This is a genomic window from Asaia bogorensis NBRC 16594 (assembly GCF_001547995.1).
Taxonomy (GTDB): Bacteria; Pseudomonadota; Alphaproteobacteria; order Acetobacterales; family Acetobacteraceae; genus Asaia; species Asaia bogorensis.
On record NZ_AP014690.1, the window covers coordinates 1,733,854 to 1,746,179 of the forward strand.

A 12,326-nucleotide genomic window follows, 5' to 3' on the forward strand; every position below is an offset into this window, starting at 1 on the left:
ACAGGCTGGTTCAATGCTGAGATACCTCCCCGCTCTGGCGCTTGCGACGCTTCTCTCCGGTTGCGCTGGCCTGGGTCGCCTTCCGGGTACGACCGACGCCCAGTGCGTGCGCCAGCAAATGGCCCATGGCAGTTCAACGAATGGTACTTTGCCCTTCGACATGGCGGCAAGCGCATGCATTCAGGTTGCCGGTCCTGATGGCGGCAGTATGGGCGGTCTCGGTGCGCGGTATCAGCCTCTCGATCTGCGGTCTGACCCGGAACTGCAGCGGATGGTCGAGACCCCAACGCTGAATACGGCCGGTTATCCTTATATTCCGCGCAATTCATCCGCGCCGCCTGTCGGCAGGCGTTGGCAGTTGGTGCAGTAATCTTCCAGGCCGCTTTCGAGCGGCTTTTTTATTGGACGCATCATGGCGAACACGCTCCTGAACATCGAGACGATGCTCGGTTCCTTGTCGCGCCTTGGAGCGACTGCGCCGGTAAGCATTGGTTCGGTAACTCTCACTGGCATGGAAGTGCCAAGCGGCGTCACGTTCGGCGGCCAGCAGCAAATCACCATCCACCGCCTACCTGGCGGCGACCGGGTGATCGATCTGGGCGGCAATGACCCCAACCGGATCGAGATGGAAGGTGTTTTCCTCGGCCCTTCTGCCCAGACGCGCGCAGAGTCCCTGGCGAAGATACGGCGTGCAGGGCAGCCAGTGAGGCTCCAGGCCGCCGGCATGTCCATTCAGGTTTATGTGCAGGCCTATCGTTACACCTACGAGGCAAAGGGCGCGATTTGCCGCTATTTCCTTGTGCTCGAGCTTCCCGGTGAATCAGCCAACTCAGCCGCCGTATCGACCTCGGCACTCTCGGGCCTTATTGGCGACGATGCAACCAGTGCCTTGTCCTCCATCACCAGCACGGTCAGCACGATCTCCCAGAGCGTCTCAAATTTCGTCGGGCAGGTTCAGACAGTTGTCGGGCAGGTTGCCCCTATCGCCAATCTGATTGGCGCTGGTGGCGTGCTGGCTCAGGTATCTGACAAGCTGCAGATCGTACAGGGCGCGGCCACGGCCGGAACGAACCTGTCAGCCCTGCCGAGTGCTGCTTCATCCGTTATCGGGGGGCTGCAATCTGCTGGAAGCGGCCTGATGGATCTGGTCATGCAGACCGGACAGAACCTCGAGGGGATCACCCTCAACAATTCTGCCTCGCTCACGGCTCTTTCGCAGAATGCCCAGCTGGCCAGCACAGCTATTGATGCAGGCAGTGCCGTCAACAGGGCCGCGATCAACGCCGCAACCGCGACAAATGCGGCCATTCCCTCTCCCGCCGTTCATGGCTGATCGGGCGCACCATGCAGACAATTCAGGTCACGGCGGCAGATGTGTCGCTCTACCATGTTGCGGCCAGCCGGCTGAATGATGCCACGCAATGGTGGCGCATCGCCCAACTGAACGGGATGACTGATCCCGACCTTACATGGCTCCCCTCTCCCGTCTCTCTGCAGATCCCCAACATCGACCCGACGCAGAACAGCGGCGTGCCGGGACTTACCTCATGAGCGAGACGATCACCGTTTCTGCCGGGCGCAAGATGGCCCGCAAGCTCAGGGCGCAAATTCTGGTCAATGGCCGCGCCGTCCCGGAGACGCGTCTTGAGCGGTTCGCACTCTCGCGAACGCGCTACAGTCGTGCCGATACGGCAGAAATCAACCTGGCGGTTGATCGTGCGGCGCTTGCGAAGATTACCGGCAATTACTGGTTCGATCAGGCACTGACCTCGGGTGGAGCAACAGCAGATACCGATGTGCAAATTCAGATGCGGGACGAGGCCACGACAGGCGCGCAATGGGTGACGGTTTTCCAAGGCCTCATGGATCACGTCGAGTGGACCCCGACCGGGACCGCCCTCGTTGTCGAGTGCCGGGACTATCTTGCGAAACTGCTCGACCTGCGCGTTCAGGATGCGTGGCTGAACAAGACCGGCGCCGATCTCATGACGACGCTGATCTCGGCTGCCGGGCTCACGCCTCAGGTGTCCTTTCCCGCCAGCATGACCGGTCAATACTGGCAGATCGAACACAAGCGCCTGTCACATAGCGCGCATGGCCGCTTTCAGACGGCGTTCGATCTCGCCCGGTATATCGCCAACTCGGCGGGGTGCGACCTGTATGCGTCGGGCAAGACGATCATCTGCAAGCCGTACCCAACCAGCAATGATGGATCGGCGACGACGCACACGCTGAGATATCAGGATTCCGGGCCAAACCAGGCGATCGTCTCGAATGCCATGTCCCTGAGCTTCAAGCGTGACTACCAGATCGCCAAAGGCGTGGTCGTGCATGTCATGTCGTGGGACAGCCGGCAGCGGGCCAAGTTCGAGTATTACTGGTCAGCCGAGGGCGGATCGCCGAAGAAAGCTGCGAACGCTGGCACGCTGCACTCCTTCAAGGTGCCAGGCCGCTCAATGCAGGACGTGCAGAGCACCGCCAAGCAGAAATACGATGAGATCGTGGCTCACGGGCGCGAGGTCCATATGACGATCCCTGGGCGCATTTCGCTTCAGCCCCGTGATTTCTTCACCCTGACCGGAACCAACTCGACATGGGATGGCCAGAGCTACACGGTTGACGCTGTTTCAAGCACGTTCTCTTGGGAGGGCGGCTTTGAGCAGGATGTGACGCTGCGGAACCGTGATGTGACACAGGACGAGGCAGACAGCGATGCATGACGCAAGACAGATCGCTGCTGCTGCGAGCGGCATGATTGCCAAGACCGTGCATGGCATCATCACCTCGATCGACCCGGTGAACCACGCAGCCAAGGCGCTCGTGCAGCCAGAGGGGATCGAGAGTGGTTGGCTGCCAGTTGCCGCCTTGGCTGCCGGTGATATCCGGATCGCCCGCCTGCCGAATATCGGAGAGCATGTCCTGCTTATCCCGATCGAGGGCGATGCCGAGCATATGCAGATCAACGCCTTCCAGTACGATACGGCGGTCACGCCTCCTGTTTCTCCGCAGACGAGCAAGCCCGCCCAGGCTGGTGAATTGCTGATCATGGCCGGATGCGGCGCTCCGCCCTCTGCCACGCAAACAGGCACAAGCTCTCAATCAGCAGGCGGCGCCACTCAAAACGCGCCCTGGTGGCATATGACGGCCCACGGCCTTTTCTCTGGCGCAGGGCAAACGACTACAACGATGACGAATGCGGGGCTGGTCTGGCAAGTTGGGAGCGTATCGATGACGCTTGGCCCGTCTGGCCTTGCGGTGACTGGCGGCACGGTCACATCGGATAGAGACGTGCTTGCTGCAGGTATCAGCGGCAAGTCTCATATCCATACCAACGGCAATAACGGCGGCAATACGGGGGCGCCAGTTGCATGACAGCTATCTCACATTTCTGCGGTGGTGATCTGAACCTCAATACTGCCGGTGGTCTCGCCACGGTCAGCGGTGCGGATCAGACCAGGCAGGCCATTATAAGACGGCTATGCACCAATGCCGGCGATTACATCTGGCAGCCGGATTACGGCGCCAGCCTGCCGTCGAAGATCGGCTCGCCAGCCAGTCTCGGCGAGATACAAGCGCTCGTTGCGGAGCAGATGGCACAGGAGGCGGCTGTAGATCAGACCCAGCCAATCAGTGTCACGATCAATAATCCAAGCGTCGGTGTCTATGTCTGCAACATCCAGTATGTGGACCTGGAAACGCAATCTGTGCAGGCGCTACAGGTCACGAATTAGCTTGTACATGGCCACATGATATGAGATTTTCCGCAATCATGGCCGTTGCTGGCCGAAAGGCGTCCTTCGGGGCGCTTTTTTTGTTTCTGAGGCTTTGATGGCGCTCTCGCTTCGCTCTTTCACGACGACCGTTTCTACGGCTGTCACGGCGGCGCAGGGCGCGGCTTCGTCGCTGCTCGATCTGTCGGTCGGAACGCCCGGGCGTGCAATCCTCGAAGCCGCATCGGGAATGGGTCTGTGGCTGCAATCCGTCGCCCTGCAGATCCTCACCCGCAACCGTCTCTCCACATCGGAGGGCGCAGACATTGACAGCTTCATCGCCGATTTCGGCCTGACACGCGAGCCCGGCGTGGCCGCAACGGGCAATATCCTGTTCTCGTCGTTTTCGCCCGCGACGGCCTCCGCCACGATCCCGGTTGGCGCGCTCGTGCTGACCATCTCCAACATCAGCTACGCAGTCGTTGCAGATAGCACGAATGCCGCCTGGAACAATGCTGCCGATGGCTACATTCGGCCTGCTGGCGTTCAGTCCCTGACGCTGCCGGTGCAATGCACACAGACCGGAACAGCAGGCAATGCTTCCGCAGGAGCGATCTGCCTGCTCGGTACAGCCGTTTCCGGCATTGATACCGTCACGAACCCGGCTGCCTTTACCAATGGCGGTGACGGGCAAACCGACGCCGCAGTGCGCGCGGGGTTCGTGACTTGGCTAAATTCCCTGAACCGGGCCACGCTTGCGGCGATTGAGGGCGCGGTCGAGGCGATCGCCACCAATATCATGGTGCAAGGCGTTGAGAACGCTGACACAGCGGGCAATTTTCTGCCCGGTAACATCGTCCTGTACGTCGATGATGGGTCCGGTGCCGTTTCAGACGCCTCGATCGCTCAGGCCTATGCGGTCGCGAATGAGTACCGCGCCTCGCCTGTATCGATACAGGTCGTCAGGCCCTCGGTCTCGACTCCCACCGTGAGTATGACACTGACCCTGGCACCAAACAGCAATGCGTCGTCGGTGCAAGCACTGATAACTGCTGCGATCAGCGGATACTTCAATGCGCTGGATATCGGGCAAGGCGCAGTTTATTCGCGCTTGAGCGTCCTGTCCTACGGCGCCTCGTCTTCCGTCGTTTCCATCTCGAATTTGCTGCTCAACGGCAGAACTTCGGACATTACCGGACAAACGGGCGTGGCCATCCGCGCCGGATCGGTGACCTATGGCTAGGCTGGGCAATGTATCGCAGGGACAGTTCGCAAACAGACTGCGGGCGCTGCTTCCAGCAGGATGGTTCCCCGGCGCGCCAAGCAAAGGCGAAGCCGAACAAGCGCCAATTCTCAACGGCATGTTGCAGGGTATTGCTTCGGTGTTTTCATGGGCCTGGGGGCAGCTCCAGGGCGCCTACGATCAGCAACGCCTTGCGACTGCGACCGGCGGGATGCTGGACATCTACGCCGAGGATTTCTTTGGCGATGCGCTGCCTCGGTATGCGAACGAGAGCGACGACGATTACCGCGCCCGCATAAAAGCGGCTCTATTCCCGACCCTGGGCACCAGACAGTCTCTCGAGCGCTCGCTTGCGACCAACTGGGAAGCAGGCTGGCGGGTCGTTGAGCCTCGAAACGCATCAGATACCAAGGGCTACGGTTCTGCAGCCTCTCCCGGGGCAGGCGGCGGTTACGGATACGGTGCTGCGGATCTTCGCTACGGCACACGCCTCTCACCATTCCAGGGCTTCGTGCTCCTGAGCGACAACCCCGCATCCACACCACCTTCAAGCGTACTCACCGGGATCGAAGAGATCCGGGCGGGCGGCGTTGTGATCTGGGTTGGTAACGCTGCGCCCTGACATAAGGAAATCTCATGGATCGGAAGATCATTTACCCCGGCCAGATTCCGATGGTCGAGGACCAGCTTCAGGCTGCCCGCTTTACACAAATCGGCGTCGGACGTTTGGCTGGCGCGCTGTATGACGAGAGCGGGACCGGAGCGAGTGGCTTTGCTTGCACACCCGGATCAGGATTGTCCGTTACGATCTCGCCCGGGCAGATTATCCAGCCCGGCATGGTTGATGCCTCGGAATTCGGGGTGCTGCCCGCATCGGCAAGCGCGCTTCCTCGTCAATACGTTTTGACCGACCCCGTGAATATTGTGATTCCCGGAACGGGTGCGACCTATATCGTTTACGGAACAGTGAGCACGGCCGACACGGCGAACGCGGTCCTGCCCTACTACAACTCTGCCAATCCGTCACAGACCTTTGCCGGCGTAGGAAATAACGGCCAGAACCAGCCTACGGTCCGTGCAGACAGCGTTACTATCGGTGTCGCGACATCGGTCCCGAGCGGAAGTATCCCGCTGTGGAGCATCGTCATTCCAAGTGGCGCAACGGCGATCACATCGGCGATGATTTCGGCTGCCTCGGGCGCGCCGCTTTACCCAAGCCTGCGTGGTCTCGCTATGCGGTCAGTGGCACCGTTCAACGCCAATCTTGCTGCAGCCTTCAAAGGATATCCATCCAAGGCGATCGTAGCTGACCCCACCACCACCGGCGTCTTCTGGGTGTCCACGGCTGACAACAACCTGACCACGCCGGGTGCGTCCGGGGCGTCGTGGACTTCGCTCTTTGCTGGTCTGACGCCTACGCCTGTCGCAACGTCTGGCAACGGATCGCTTGGCGTTCTCTCGCTCTATTCTGCGAACGCCGGGCGCATGTACGCGCAGACCTACAACAGCGACGGAACGAGTTCTGCGAAGATTCTGGCGGTTGCTGATTCCACCGCCACCTCGACAACGGGCAAGATCGGCTACACGATCAACGGTCTTACGGCAACGCCTGTCGAGGTATCGGGCACCGTAAGCCTGAAGATCAGCAACCTTTATACCGCTGGCAGTGATGGCCGACTGCTTGCCGACACGTACACGAGCGGCGGCGCTTCGATCACACAGACAATCGCTCTGGCGGCTTCAGCTACGAAATCCTCGCTCGGAACTCTCTGCTTCTCCATCAACGGCGTTACAGGCACGGGGATCGAGATTTCGGGTACGAGTAGCCTTCAGGTCAGCCGTTTATACACTGCTGGCAGCGACTCCCGTTTGCTCGCTGACACTTATACAAGCGCAGGCGCATCGGTAACGCGCACGATCCCTTATGCCGCATCCTCGTCTAAATCCAGCACTGGCGTTCTCGGCTATACGATCAACGGCACCGTGCCAACCTCACTCGAAACGACCGGCACCGGCGCGCTCAATGTAAACTACCTTTACGCACTTGGCAGTACGGGGCGGCTGTGGGCGAATACGACAAATAGTGCCGGAACTTCGGTATCAAAGCAGATCATCACGAGCGACCAGTTCACGATTACAGACAACGGCGTGAGTGGTTACCGGATCACTCCTGACGGTTCGGTCGAACAGTGGGGGATTATCACGCTGGCCGCCTCGAACCAGGTTACAGCGTCGGGTACGATTACTTTCCCATTCAATTTCCCGAACAGGTGCCGAAGCATCTGCTTCACGCCTCTCGATCCAGCGAATTCATCTACCGGCTGCTGGCCCTCGGCAGGATCGAATGGCCTTCCCGGCAAAACTTCCGTCACCGTTTCTGCGGATACCTTGAGCCAGGGAAATTCATCTCAGGTCGTCTTTAACCAGTCCGTAAGAATCATGTGGGAGGCAAGGGGTCTTTGAGATGAACTACTATTATTCGCCCAGTGAAAACGCGTTCTTCCTCTATGCGCTCAGAGACCGCTACGACGCCGCAGGCTCCTGGCCCTCGGATGCTGTGGGTGTCTCGGATGACGTATTCTTGGAATATGGCCTCGGCCTACCACCCGCCGGAAAAGAGCGTGCGGCGGTAAACGGGATGCCGGGGTGGGTAGATGCCCCTGCGAGAAGCACGACCACCTCAGACGCATCCGCCACTTCATAAAGGCAATCACCCATGACCTGGCGCCCATCAGCGCGGATCGTACGCCCTGGCGGGTGTGCGACTGCGAACCTGCGCGGCATGGCCCTGCAACCTCTGCTTGCATGGCCTGACAGCAACATCAACGGCGGCGCTGATTACAGCGTCGATTTCTCGGGGCTTCTCGGATGCGGAGAGGCCGTCCTTTCCTACGACTTCGATCCGGGCACCGCCGGGGCAATAGGCTGGCTATCCTCTTACGGCTCGTGCGTTACAGCGTACATCACCTGGCTTGCAGCCGGGGCCCTGGCGGTCAATGTCGCTGTGCTTTCGACGTTGGGCAACACCTATCAGGTCACGGTTGGCGTCACAGTAAGCGCCATTCCGGCACTGATACCCAGCAACCCGCAGCCAGCTCCGGGGCCGATCGCACCTTTCGTCGATAGCGGCGGAATGGAAGGATGGATCGCCTGCCTTGGCACCCAGCAACCCACCGGCGACGGCTGGTGGCTCAATGCCGGCGTGCCGACCTTCTCGGGCCGCCCGGACTTTGGTGACGCCTCGATACCGGGGCTGATCCTCACCAACGCCAATATGGGGGAATGGCTGGCAACGCTCCCCATCACGCCCCCTTCATCCGGGTGGTGGAACAATGCCGGCGTAGCCGCTTTGGTCGGCGTACCTTCCCGCAGACAGACGCCCATCAACAGCGCGCAGATGGCTGCATGGCTGGCATCACTCCCGCTCGTGGCCACGAATGGCGGCTGGTGGAACAACGCAAACATTCCCACATTCAAGGAAACTTCAGCATGAAGCGCCTGGTGGCACTCGCTGCATTATTGCCTTCGCTTGCCTGGGCGCAGTCGTCAGGCGCGCAGTTTGTCCCTCCGGGCGGCTTGCCTGCATCGACGCCGGTGGGAACGGGCGGAAATTCATTGGCGACCATGCAGAGCGGTATCACGCAGAATGCGAGCGATATCGCAAGCCTGACAGCGACCAGCGTGACGCAGGCGGCTTTGGCGTCCAGTCTTGCGCCTTACATGACACAGTCTCAGGCAAACTCCACCTTCCTGCCTCTTGCTGGCGGGACGTTAAACGCCGCGTCCGGGGGTGGCCTCAAGCTGCTTAACCCTTCTCCGCAAAACGGCGCTTCGCCGGTCGTATCGCTCGATTTCTCTGCGTTTTGGAATGAGCTGACACTCACTAGCACCGCCCCCGGCTCAAACCTGCTAACGCTATGGAACAAGGCCCCGAATGGCTTCACCGCAGCGACGTTTCGTGGCTATGACACTGACCTCAACAGTCAGTTCGAGCATTACGCGATTGGGTATTTCCCCGGTCTGAATATCGGAGGGCTGCGCGGTTACTCGGGCATGGAAGTGTCGAGCTATGACATGACCAATAACAGCCGCGAGCGCGCCTCCCCGTTCGTACATCAGGAAACCGGGGCGCATTTTGATGGAACGGGCATAGATTTCTACGGGGTTATCCCCCAGAGTGCCATGAGCACGATCACCTGTCCTGGTGGATGCACGTTTCCGGCGGGGATCAACGGCGACATCGTAGAAAGCCAGCAGGTCTATGGCTTGTACCCGAAGAACACGACGATTGTATCCGGTGCCGGGACATCGACGCTGACCATGAGCAGCCCGGCAAACTTCTACTCCAGCGATACTGTAAACGGCCAGCCTCTCGTCACGGGCGGAACAGGCTATACGCAGACCGATTGGGAAATAGAGGTGCCGACCGGGAACGTTGATGATTTCCGGTTTGTGGATCTCCACGACAACACATTCTTCAATGGGGCCATACCGTTCTTCTCCCGAGACCGTCGCCTGGGACGCCTGGGGATCTGGACCCAGCGGCCACTTGCGGAGCTGGACGTTCAAGGTAACGCGATCTTTGGAATTGCTGGCAGTGCGAGCGACCGCACTAAGTACGTTAATCTGGGTATAATCAATTCGGCTTGCCAGCCTGGTAGCGGGGTGAGAACCCAAGTCGACCGCAACATTTTCCTCAAGGGTGTTAACACCCTTCAGACCCTTTGCCTGACCAATCCCGGACGCTATCGTTGGGTTGACCTCAACGTAGGCAATGCCGGGGCAGACGGCACGATTTCCGAACAGTACCTGGACGGATCGCGTGCCACCCGTATTGTCGCACATCCAGTCACCACAGCGAGCGCAAGCCGACAGCTTCTCCTTACGGATTGCGGCACCACGATCGCCGTGTCGGGATCGACCGCGCTGACATTGAACATCGGGACCGGGCTTGCCGCAGGATGTCGTATCACGGTGACACAACTCGGTGCCGGCGCAGTCACTATCGCTGCCCTGAGTGGCGAAACCGTTGGGTGGTACGACACGCAGGCCGAGACAGGCCCTTACACCCTCGCTGGGCAGTACGCTTCGGCTGTTATCGAGGCCAAGAGCGGCTCGGTCGCAACGGTAGAGCGCGCCCAGTGAGGCTGCCCTTAAAGTTCCATCCCCCTCAAGCCGCCCCTCACCGGGCGGCTTTTTTATTGGAGGCGACATGAGCCCCCCTGGTGATTTCATCACGCGCGGCGAGTTTTCCGAGGTGAAAGCTGAGCTGAAAGAGGTGGTGCTTGATGTGCATTCCCTCAGAGCGGCTCAGACAGCCTCGAACGCCAAGCTCGACAAGATCCTTGCTCAGGTAATCCGGCAGGGAAGCATCAAGGCATGGGTCGGCTGGGCAATTGTCACAGCCACTTCCGCCGCCGTTGCCACAGTCCTCACTCATATCCCCATGGGGCACCCATGACCGGCATCGACATCGCAATCGCGCTGATCTCGCGTGACGACTTCGAGGGGCTGAGCCTCAAGCCCTATCTCTGCCCGGCCAATTACTGGACCATCGGCTACGGCAATCGCTTCCTAGCTGACGGCACGCCTGTTACGGCGACGACGAAGCCGATCACCCAGGCGCAGGCCCTCGACCTGCTGCGGAACACAGTCATGACCCTGCAGGAGAAGCTCCGCTCGTTCGTGACCGTCCCGCTGACAGATTACCAGGAGGGCGCCCTGCTCTCCTGGCAGTTCAATGTCGGCACCAACGCAGCCAAGGGCTCGACCCTAGTACGACGCCTGAACCAGCGCCTCTACAACTCGGCCGCACAGCAATTCCTCGTCTGGGACAAGGCCACGGTGAACGGACAGCTTATCGTCCTTCCCGGCCTTCAGCGCCGCCGCAAGATCGAAAGCGGCGTGTTCCTCGGGCGCGGTATCCCCACAACCGGAGCATCCGCATGAACTTCGACTGGCAGACGATCTTTCAGACCGTCCTTCCCTTCCTGCCCGCCTCTCTTGCCGGCGACGCGACGACGATCCTCACCTTCATCGTTGCCCTGGCCGCCGTGATCGCCCGCTACTGGCCGCGCCCGGCTGACGGGTCGAAGTGGCTCCCCCTTTACCTGCTCGTCAACAGCGTCGGCATGAACGGCAAGCACGCCACCAATGCGGACGACGCCAAGCCCTGACTGACGACACCGGCAATCGGGCCGGGATCAGTCCTCATTATCCAGAAGGAAAAGACCATGACCACCAGCGCGAACACGCTCGTCACCAAGCTCATCAAGCTGATTACCGATGCGGCCGGTAGTTCCGTCAGCACCGCCACCACGGCCAAGCTGACAGCAGCCGCAGCCATCATCGGCGAGGTCGGAGATCTGATCATCCCGTCGCTCGAGAACTCGAACAAGGACCTGTCGGCCATTCTCGACGCGATCAGCGCGATCGAGGACGATGCCGACAAGCTCGATACCGACATCAAGACGCTCGTCGCCGCCTTCAAGGGCACGAGCAGCACTGTCGCGCAGGCCGCGTGACGGCTGACCTCATTGCCGGGGCCGTGGCGTTCATCGTCGCGGCTCTCGGTGCCCTGATCTGGTACGCCAACCGGGCGGGGAAGAACGCGGCGTCTGTCAGCACGTCCGAGGCTGCAAAGACCTCTGCCGATGCGACAACGCTCAAGGCGCAATCCATGGCTCAGGCTCAGGCCGATAAGCCAGCAACGGAAGATGCCGTATTGCAGCGGCTTGGGGACGGCACGGCATGAGGAGGATCGCTCTCGGGGCGCTGCTCGGGCTCTCCGCCTGCTCCTCGGTGCAGTATGTGCCCTGCCCTACCCTTGTGACTTACAGCAAGGCCGATCAGTCGGCGCTTGCAGCTGAGATCAAGGCGGGCCCGAAGCCCGAGACGGTGCGCTGGATTGGAGATTATATCGGGCTGCGGGACCAGGTCCGGGCTTGTCAGAAGTGAGGCGGCTCGGCCTTGAAAAGCACCGATTGCGAACCGAACCGCCCGCGCTTATGCATCGCGCCGCTCTCGTTACCGTGAGTTACGGAGTCGAGTAACGTTAAAATAACGACACGTCGAGGGCTCGATGATCCCGGCGACGTCCCAACATTACGAGTAGATTGCGGTAACTATACGTTTCGATATCGCATCGTTAATAGGTCAATAATGGCGTTCACACGACTTTAACCGTCTATGTTGAACGTTTAACAGCGCTCCATGACCAAGAACCTGACCCTGGCAGCGGTGGCTGCGGCCTTCTGGGCCCTATCGACTACGACGAACTCGGTTGAGGGTCTGGGCCCCGCTTCAGATTTTCTGGCATTCTCAGCGCAGGCTATGTGCGTCATGTGGGTGCTACACGGGCTCTTCCTGATTTT

General features: G+C 60.2%; 17 protein-coding genes. All 17 read left to right on the plus strand.

Annotated features, from left to right (window positions below; translation table 11 throughout):
- Nucleotides 1-13: 13 nt before the first annotated feature.
- The 17 genes from Asbog_RS07725 (at nt 14) to Asbog_RS07810 (ending at nt 11,910) form a co-directional block, all read left to right on the plus strand.
- Nucleotides 14-370, plus strand: a complete 357-nt coding sequence (locus Asbog_RS07725; protein ID WP_062164698.1) for a hypothetical protein — start codon at nt 14-16, stop codon at nt 368-370.
- Nucleotides 371-412: 42 nt separating this feature from the next.
- Nucleotides 413-1,333 carry a hypothetical protein gene (locus Asbog_RS07730; protein WP_062164699.1) on the plus strand — a complete coding sequence of 307 codons (921 nt, stop codon included), beginning with the start codon at nt 413-415 and terminating at the stop codon, nt 1,331-1,333.
- A gap of 11 nt (nt 1,334-1,344) precedes the next feature.
- Entirely contained in the window at nt 1,345-1,551 is a 207-nt protein-coding gene (locus tag Asbog_RS07735; RefSeq protein WP_062164700.1) for a hypothetical protein, read from the plus strand.
- A complete protein-coding gene (locus Asbog_RS07740; RefSeq protein WP_062164701.1) occupies nt 1,548-2,720 on the plus strand; it encodes a hypothetical protein in 1,173 nt (390 codons plus the stop codon). The genes Asbog_RS07735 and Asbog_RS07740 overlap by 4 nt, the downstream gene beginning before the upstream one ends.
- Nucleotides 2,713-3,372 (plus strand): phage baseplate assembly protein V, encoded by a 660-nt coding sequence (locus Asbog_RS07745; RefSeq protein ID WP_062164702.1) that lies wholly within the window; start codon nt 2,713-2,715, stop codon nt 3,370-3,372. Before Asbog_RS07740 ends, Asbog_RS07745 begins: the two co-directional genes overlap by 8 nt.
- Nucleotides 3,369-3,731: a hypothetical protein gene (locus Asbog_RS07750; protein WP_062164703.1), complete on the plus strand. Its 363-nt coding sequence runs from the start codon at nt 3,369-3,371 to the stop codon at nt 3,729-3,731. Before Asbog_RS07745 ends, Asbog_RS07750 begins: the two co-directional genes overlap by 4 nt.
- A 97-nt stretch (nt 3,732-3,828) precedes the next feature.
- The gene (locus Asbog_RS07755; RefSeq protein ID WP_062164704.1) at nt 3,829-4,953 is read left to right on the plus strand and encodes a baseplate J/gp47 family protein; all 1,125 of its coding nucleotides are present in this window, start codon (nt 3,829-3,831) and stop codon (nt 4,951-4,953) included.
- A complete protein-coding gene (locus Asbog_RS07760; RefSeq protein WP_062164705.1) occupies nt 4,946-5,575 on the plus strand; it encodes a hypothetical protein in 630 nt (209 codons plus the stop codon). The genes Asbog_RS07755 and Asbog_RS07760 overlap by 8 nt, the downstream gene beginning before the upstream one ends.
- Before the next feature lie 14 nt (nt 5,576-5,589).
- Nucleotides 5,590-7,416 carry a gp53-like domain-containing protein gene (locus Asbog_RS07765; RefSeq protein WP_062164706.1) on the plus strand — a complete coding sequence of 609 codons (1,827 nt, stop codon included), beginning with the start codon at nt 5,590-5,592 and terminating at the stop codon, nt 7,414-7,416.
- A gap of 253 nt (nt 7,417-7,669) precedes the next feature.
- Nucleotides 7,670-8,446 carry a hypothetical protein gene (locus Asbog_RS07775; protein WP_062164708.1) on the plus strand — a complete coding sequence of 259 codons (777 nt, stop codon included), beginning with the start codon at nt 7,670-7,672 and terminating at the stop codon, nt 8,444-8,446.
- Nucleotides 8,443-10,098, plus strand: a complete 1,656-nt coding sequence (locus Asbog_RS07780) for a hypothetical protein (protein ID WP_062164709.1) — start codon at nt 8,443-8,445, stop codon at nt 10,096-10,098. The genes Asbog_RS07775 and Asbog_RS07780 overlap by 4 nt, the downstream gene beginning before the upstream one ends.
- Nucleotides 10,099-10,165: 67 nt before the next feature.
- Nucleotides 10,166-10,414 carry a hypothetical protein gene (locus Asbog_RS07785; RefSeq protein WP_062164710.1) on the plus strand — a complete coding sequence of 83 codons (249 nt, stop codon included), beginning with the start codon at nt 10,166-10,168 and terminating at the stop codon, nt 10,412-10,414.
- The gene (locus Asbog_RS07790; RefSeq protein ID WP_062164711.1) at nt 10,411-10,902 is read left to right on the plus strand and encodes a lysozyme; all 492 of its coding nucleotides are present in this window, start codon (nt 10,411-10,413) and stop codon (nt 10,900-10,902) included. The genes Asbog_RS07785 and Asbog_RS07790 overlap by 4 nt, the downstream gene beginning before the upstream one ends.
- The gene (locus tag Asbog_RS07795) at nt 10,899-11,129 is read left to right on the plus strand and encodes a hypothetical protein (protein ID WP_062164712.1); all 231 of its coding nucleotides are present in this window, start codon (nt 10,899-10,901) and stop codon (nt 11,127-11,129) included. The genes Asbog_RS07790 and Asbog_RS07795 overlap by 4 nt, the downstream gene beginning before the upstream one ends.
- A gap of 57 nt (nt 11,130-11,186) precedes the next feature.
- Nucleotides 11,187-11,477 carry a hypothetical protein gene (locus Asbog_RS07800; RefSeq protein ID WP_062164713.1) on the plus strand — a complete coding sequence of 97 codons (291 nt, stop codon included), beginning with the start codon at nt 11,187-11,189 and terminating at the stop codon, nt 11,475-11,477.
- Nucleotides 11,474-11,707 carry a hypothetical protein gene (locus Asbog_RS07805; RefSeq protein ID WP_062164714.1) on the plus strand — a complete coding sequence of 78 codons (234 nt, stop codon included), beginning with the start codon at nt 11,474-11,476 and terminating at the stop codon, nt 11,705-11,707. The genes Asbog_RS07800 and Asbog_RS07805 overlap by 4 nt, the downstream gene beginning before the upstream one ends.
- Nucleotides 11,704-11,910: a hypothetical protein gene (locus Asbog_RS07810; protein ID WP_062164715.1), complete on the plus strand. Its 207-nt coding sequence runs from the start codon at nt 11,704-11,706 to the stop codon at nt 11,908-11,910. The genes Asbog_RS07805 and Asbog_RS07810 overlap by 4 nt, the downstream gene beginning before the upstream one ends.
- The last annotated feature ends 416 nt before the right edge of the window (nt 11,911-12,326 follow it).

Excerpts from the sequence above, each read along its gene's own strand:
- Asbog_RS07725 (WP_062164698.1), top strand. The coding sequence starts at position 14 with ATGCTGAGATACCTCCCCGCTCTGGCGCTTGCGACGCTTCTCTCCGGT.
- Asbog_RS07730 (WP_062164699.1), top strand. The coding sequence starts at position 413 with ATGGCGAACACGCTCCTGAACATCGAGACGATGCTCGGTTCCTTGTCG.
- Asbog_RS07735 (WP_062164700.1), top strand. The coding sequence starts at position 1,345 with ATGCAGACAATTCAGGTCACGGCGGCAGATGTGTCGCTCTACCATGTT.
- Asbog_RS07740 (WP_062164701.1), top strand. The coding sequence starts at position 1,548 with ATGAGCGAGACGATCACCGTTTCTGCCGGGCGCAAGATGGCCCGCAAG.
- Asbog_RS07745 (WP_062164702.1), top strand. The coding sequence starts at position 2,713 with ATGCATGACGCAAGACAGATCGCTGCTGCTGCGAGCGGCATGATTGCC.
- Asbog_RS07750 (WP_062164703.1), top strand. The coding sequence starts at position 3,369 with ATGACAGCTATCTCACATTTCTGCGGTGGTGATCTGAACCTCAATACT.
- Asbog_RS07755 (WP_062164704.1), top strand. The coding sequence starts at position 3,829 with ATGGCGCTCTCGCTTCGCTCTTTCACGACGACCGTTTCTACGGCTGTC.
- Asbog_RS07760 (WP_062164705.1), top strand. The coding sequence starts at position 4,946 with ATGGCTAGGCTGGGCAATGTATCGCAGGGACAGTTCGCAAACAGACTG.
- Asbog_RS07765 (WP_062164706.1), top strand. The coding sequence starts at position 5,590 with ATGGATCGGAAGATCATTTACCCCGGCCAGATTCCGATGGTCGAGGAC.
- Asbog_RS07775 (WP_062164708.1), top strand. The coding sequence starts at position 7,670 with ATGACCTGGCGCCCATCAGCGCGGATCGTACGCCCTGGCGGGTGTGCG.
- Asbog_RS07780 (WP_062164709.1), top strand. The coding sequence starts at position 8,443 with ATGAAGCGCCTGGTGGCACTCGCTGCATTATTGCCTTCGCTTGCCTGG.
- Asbog_RS07785 (WP_062164710.1), top strand. The coding sequence starts at position 10,166 with ATGAGCCCCCCTGGTGATTTCATCACGCGCGGCGAGTTTTCCGAGGTG.
- Asbog_RS07790 (WP_062164711.1), top strand. The coding sequence starts at position 10,411 with ATGACCGGCATCGACATCGCAATCGCGCTGATCTCGCGTGACGACTTC.
- Asbog_RS07795 (WP_062164712.1), top strand. The coding sequence starts at position 10,899 with ATGAACTTCGACTGGCAGACGATCTTTCAGACCGTCCTTCCCTTCCTG.
- Asbog_RS07800 (WP_062164713.1), top strand. The coding sequence starts at position 11,187 with ATGACCACCAGCGCGAACACGCTCGTCACCAAGCTCATCAAGCTGATT.
- Asbog_RS07810 (WP_062164715.1), top strand. The coding sequence starts at position 11,704 with ATGAGGAGGATCGCTCTCGGGGCGCTGCTCGGGCTCTCCGCCTGCTCC.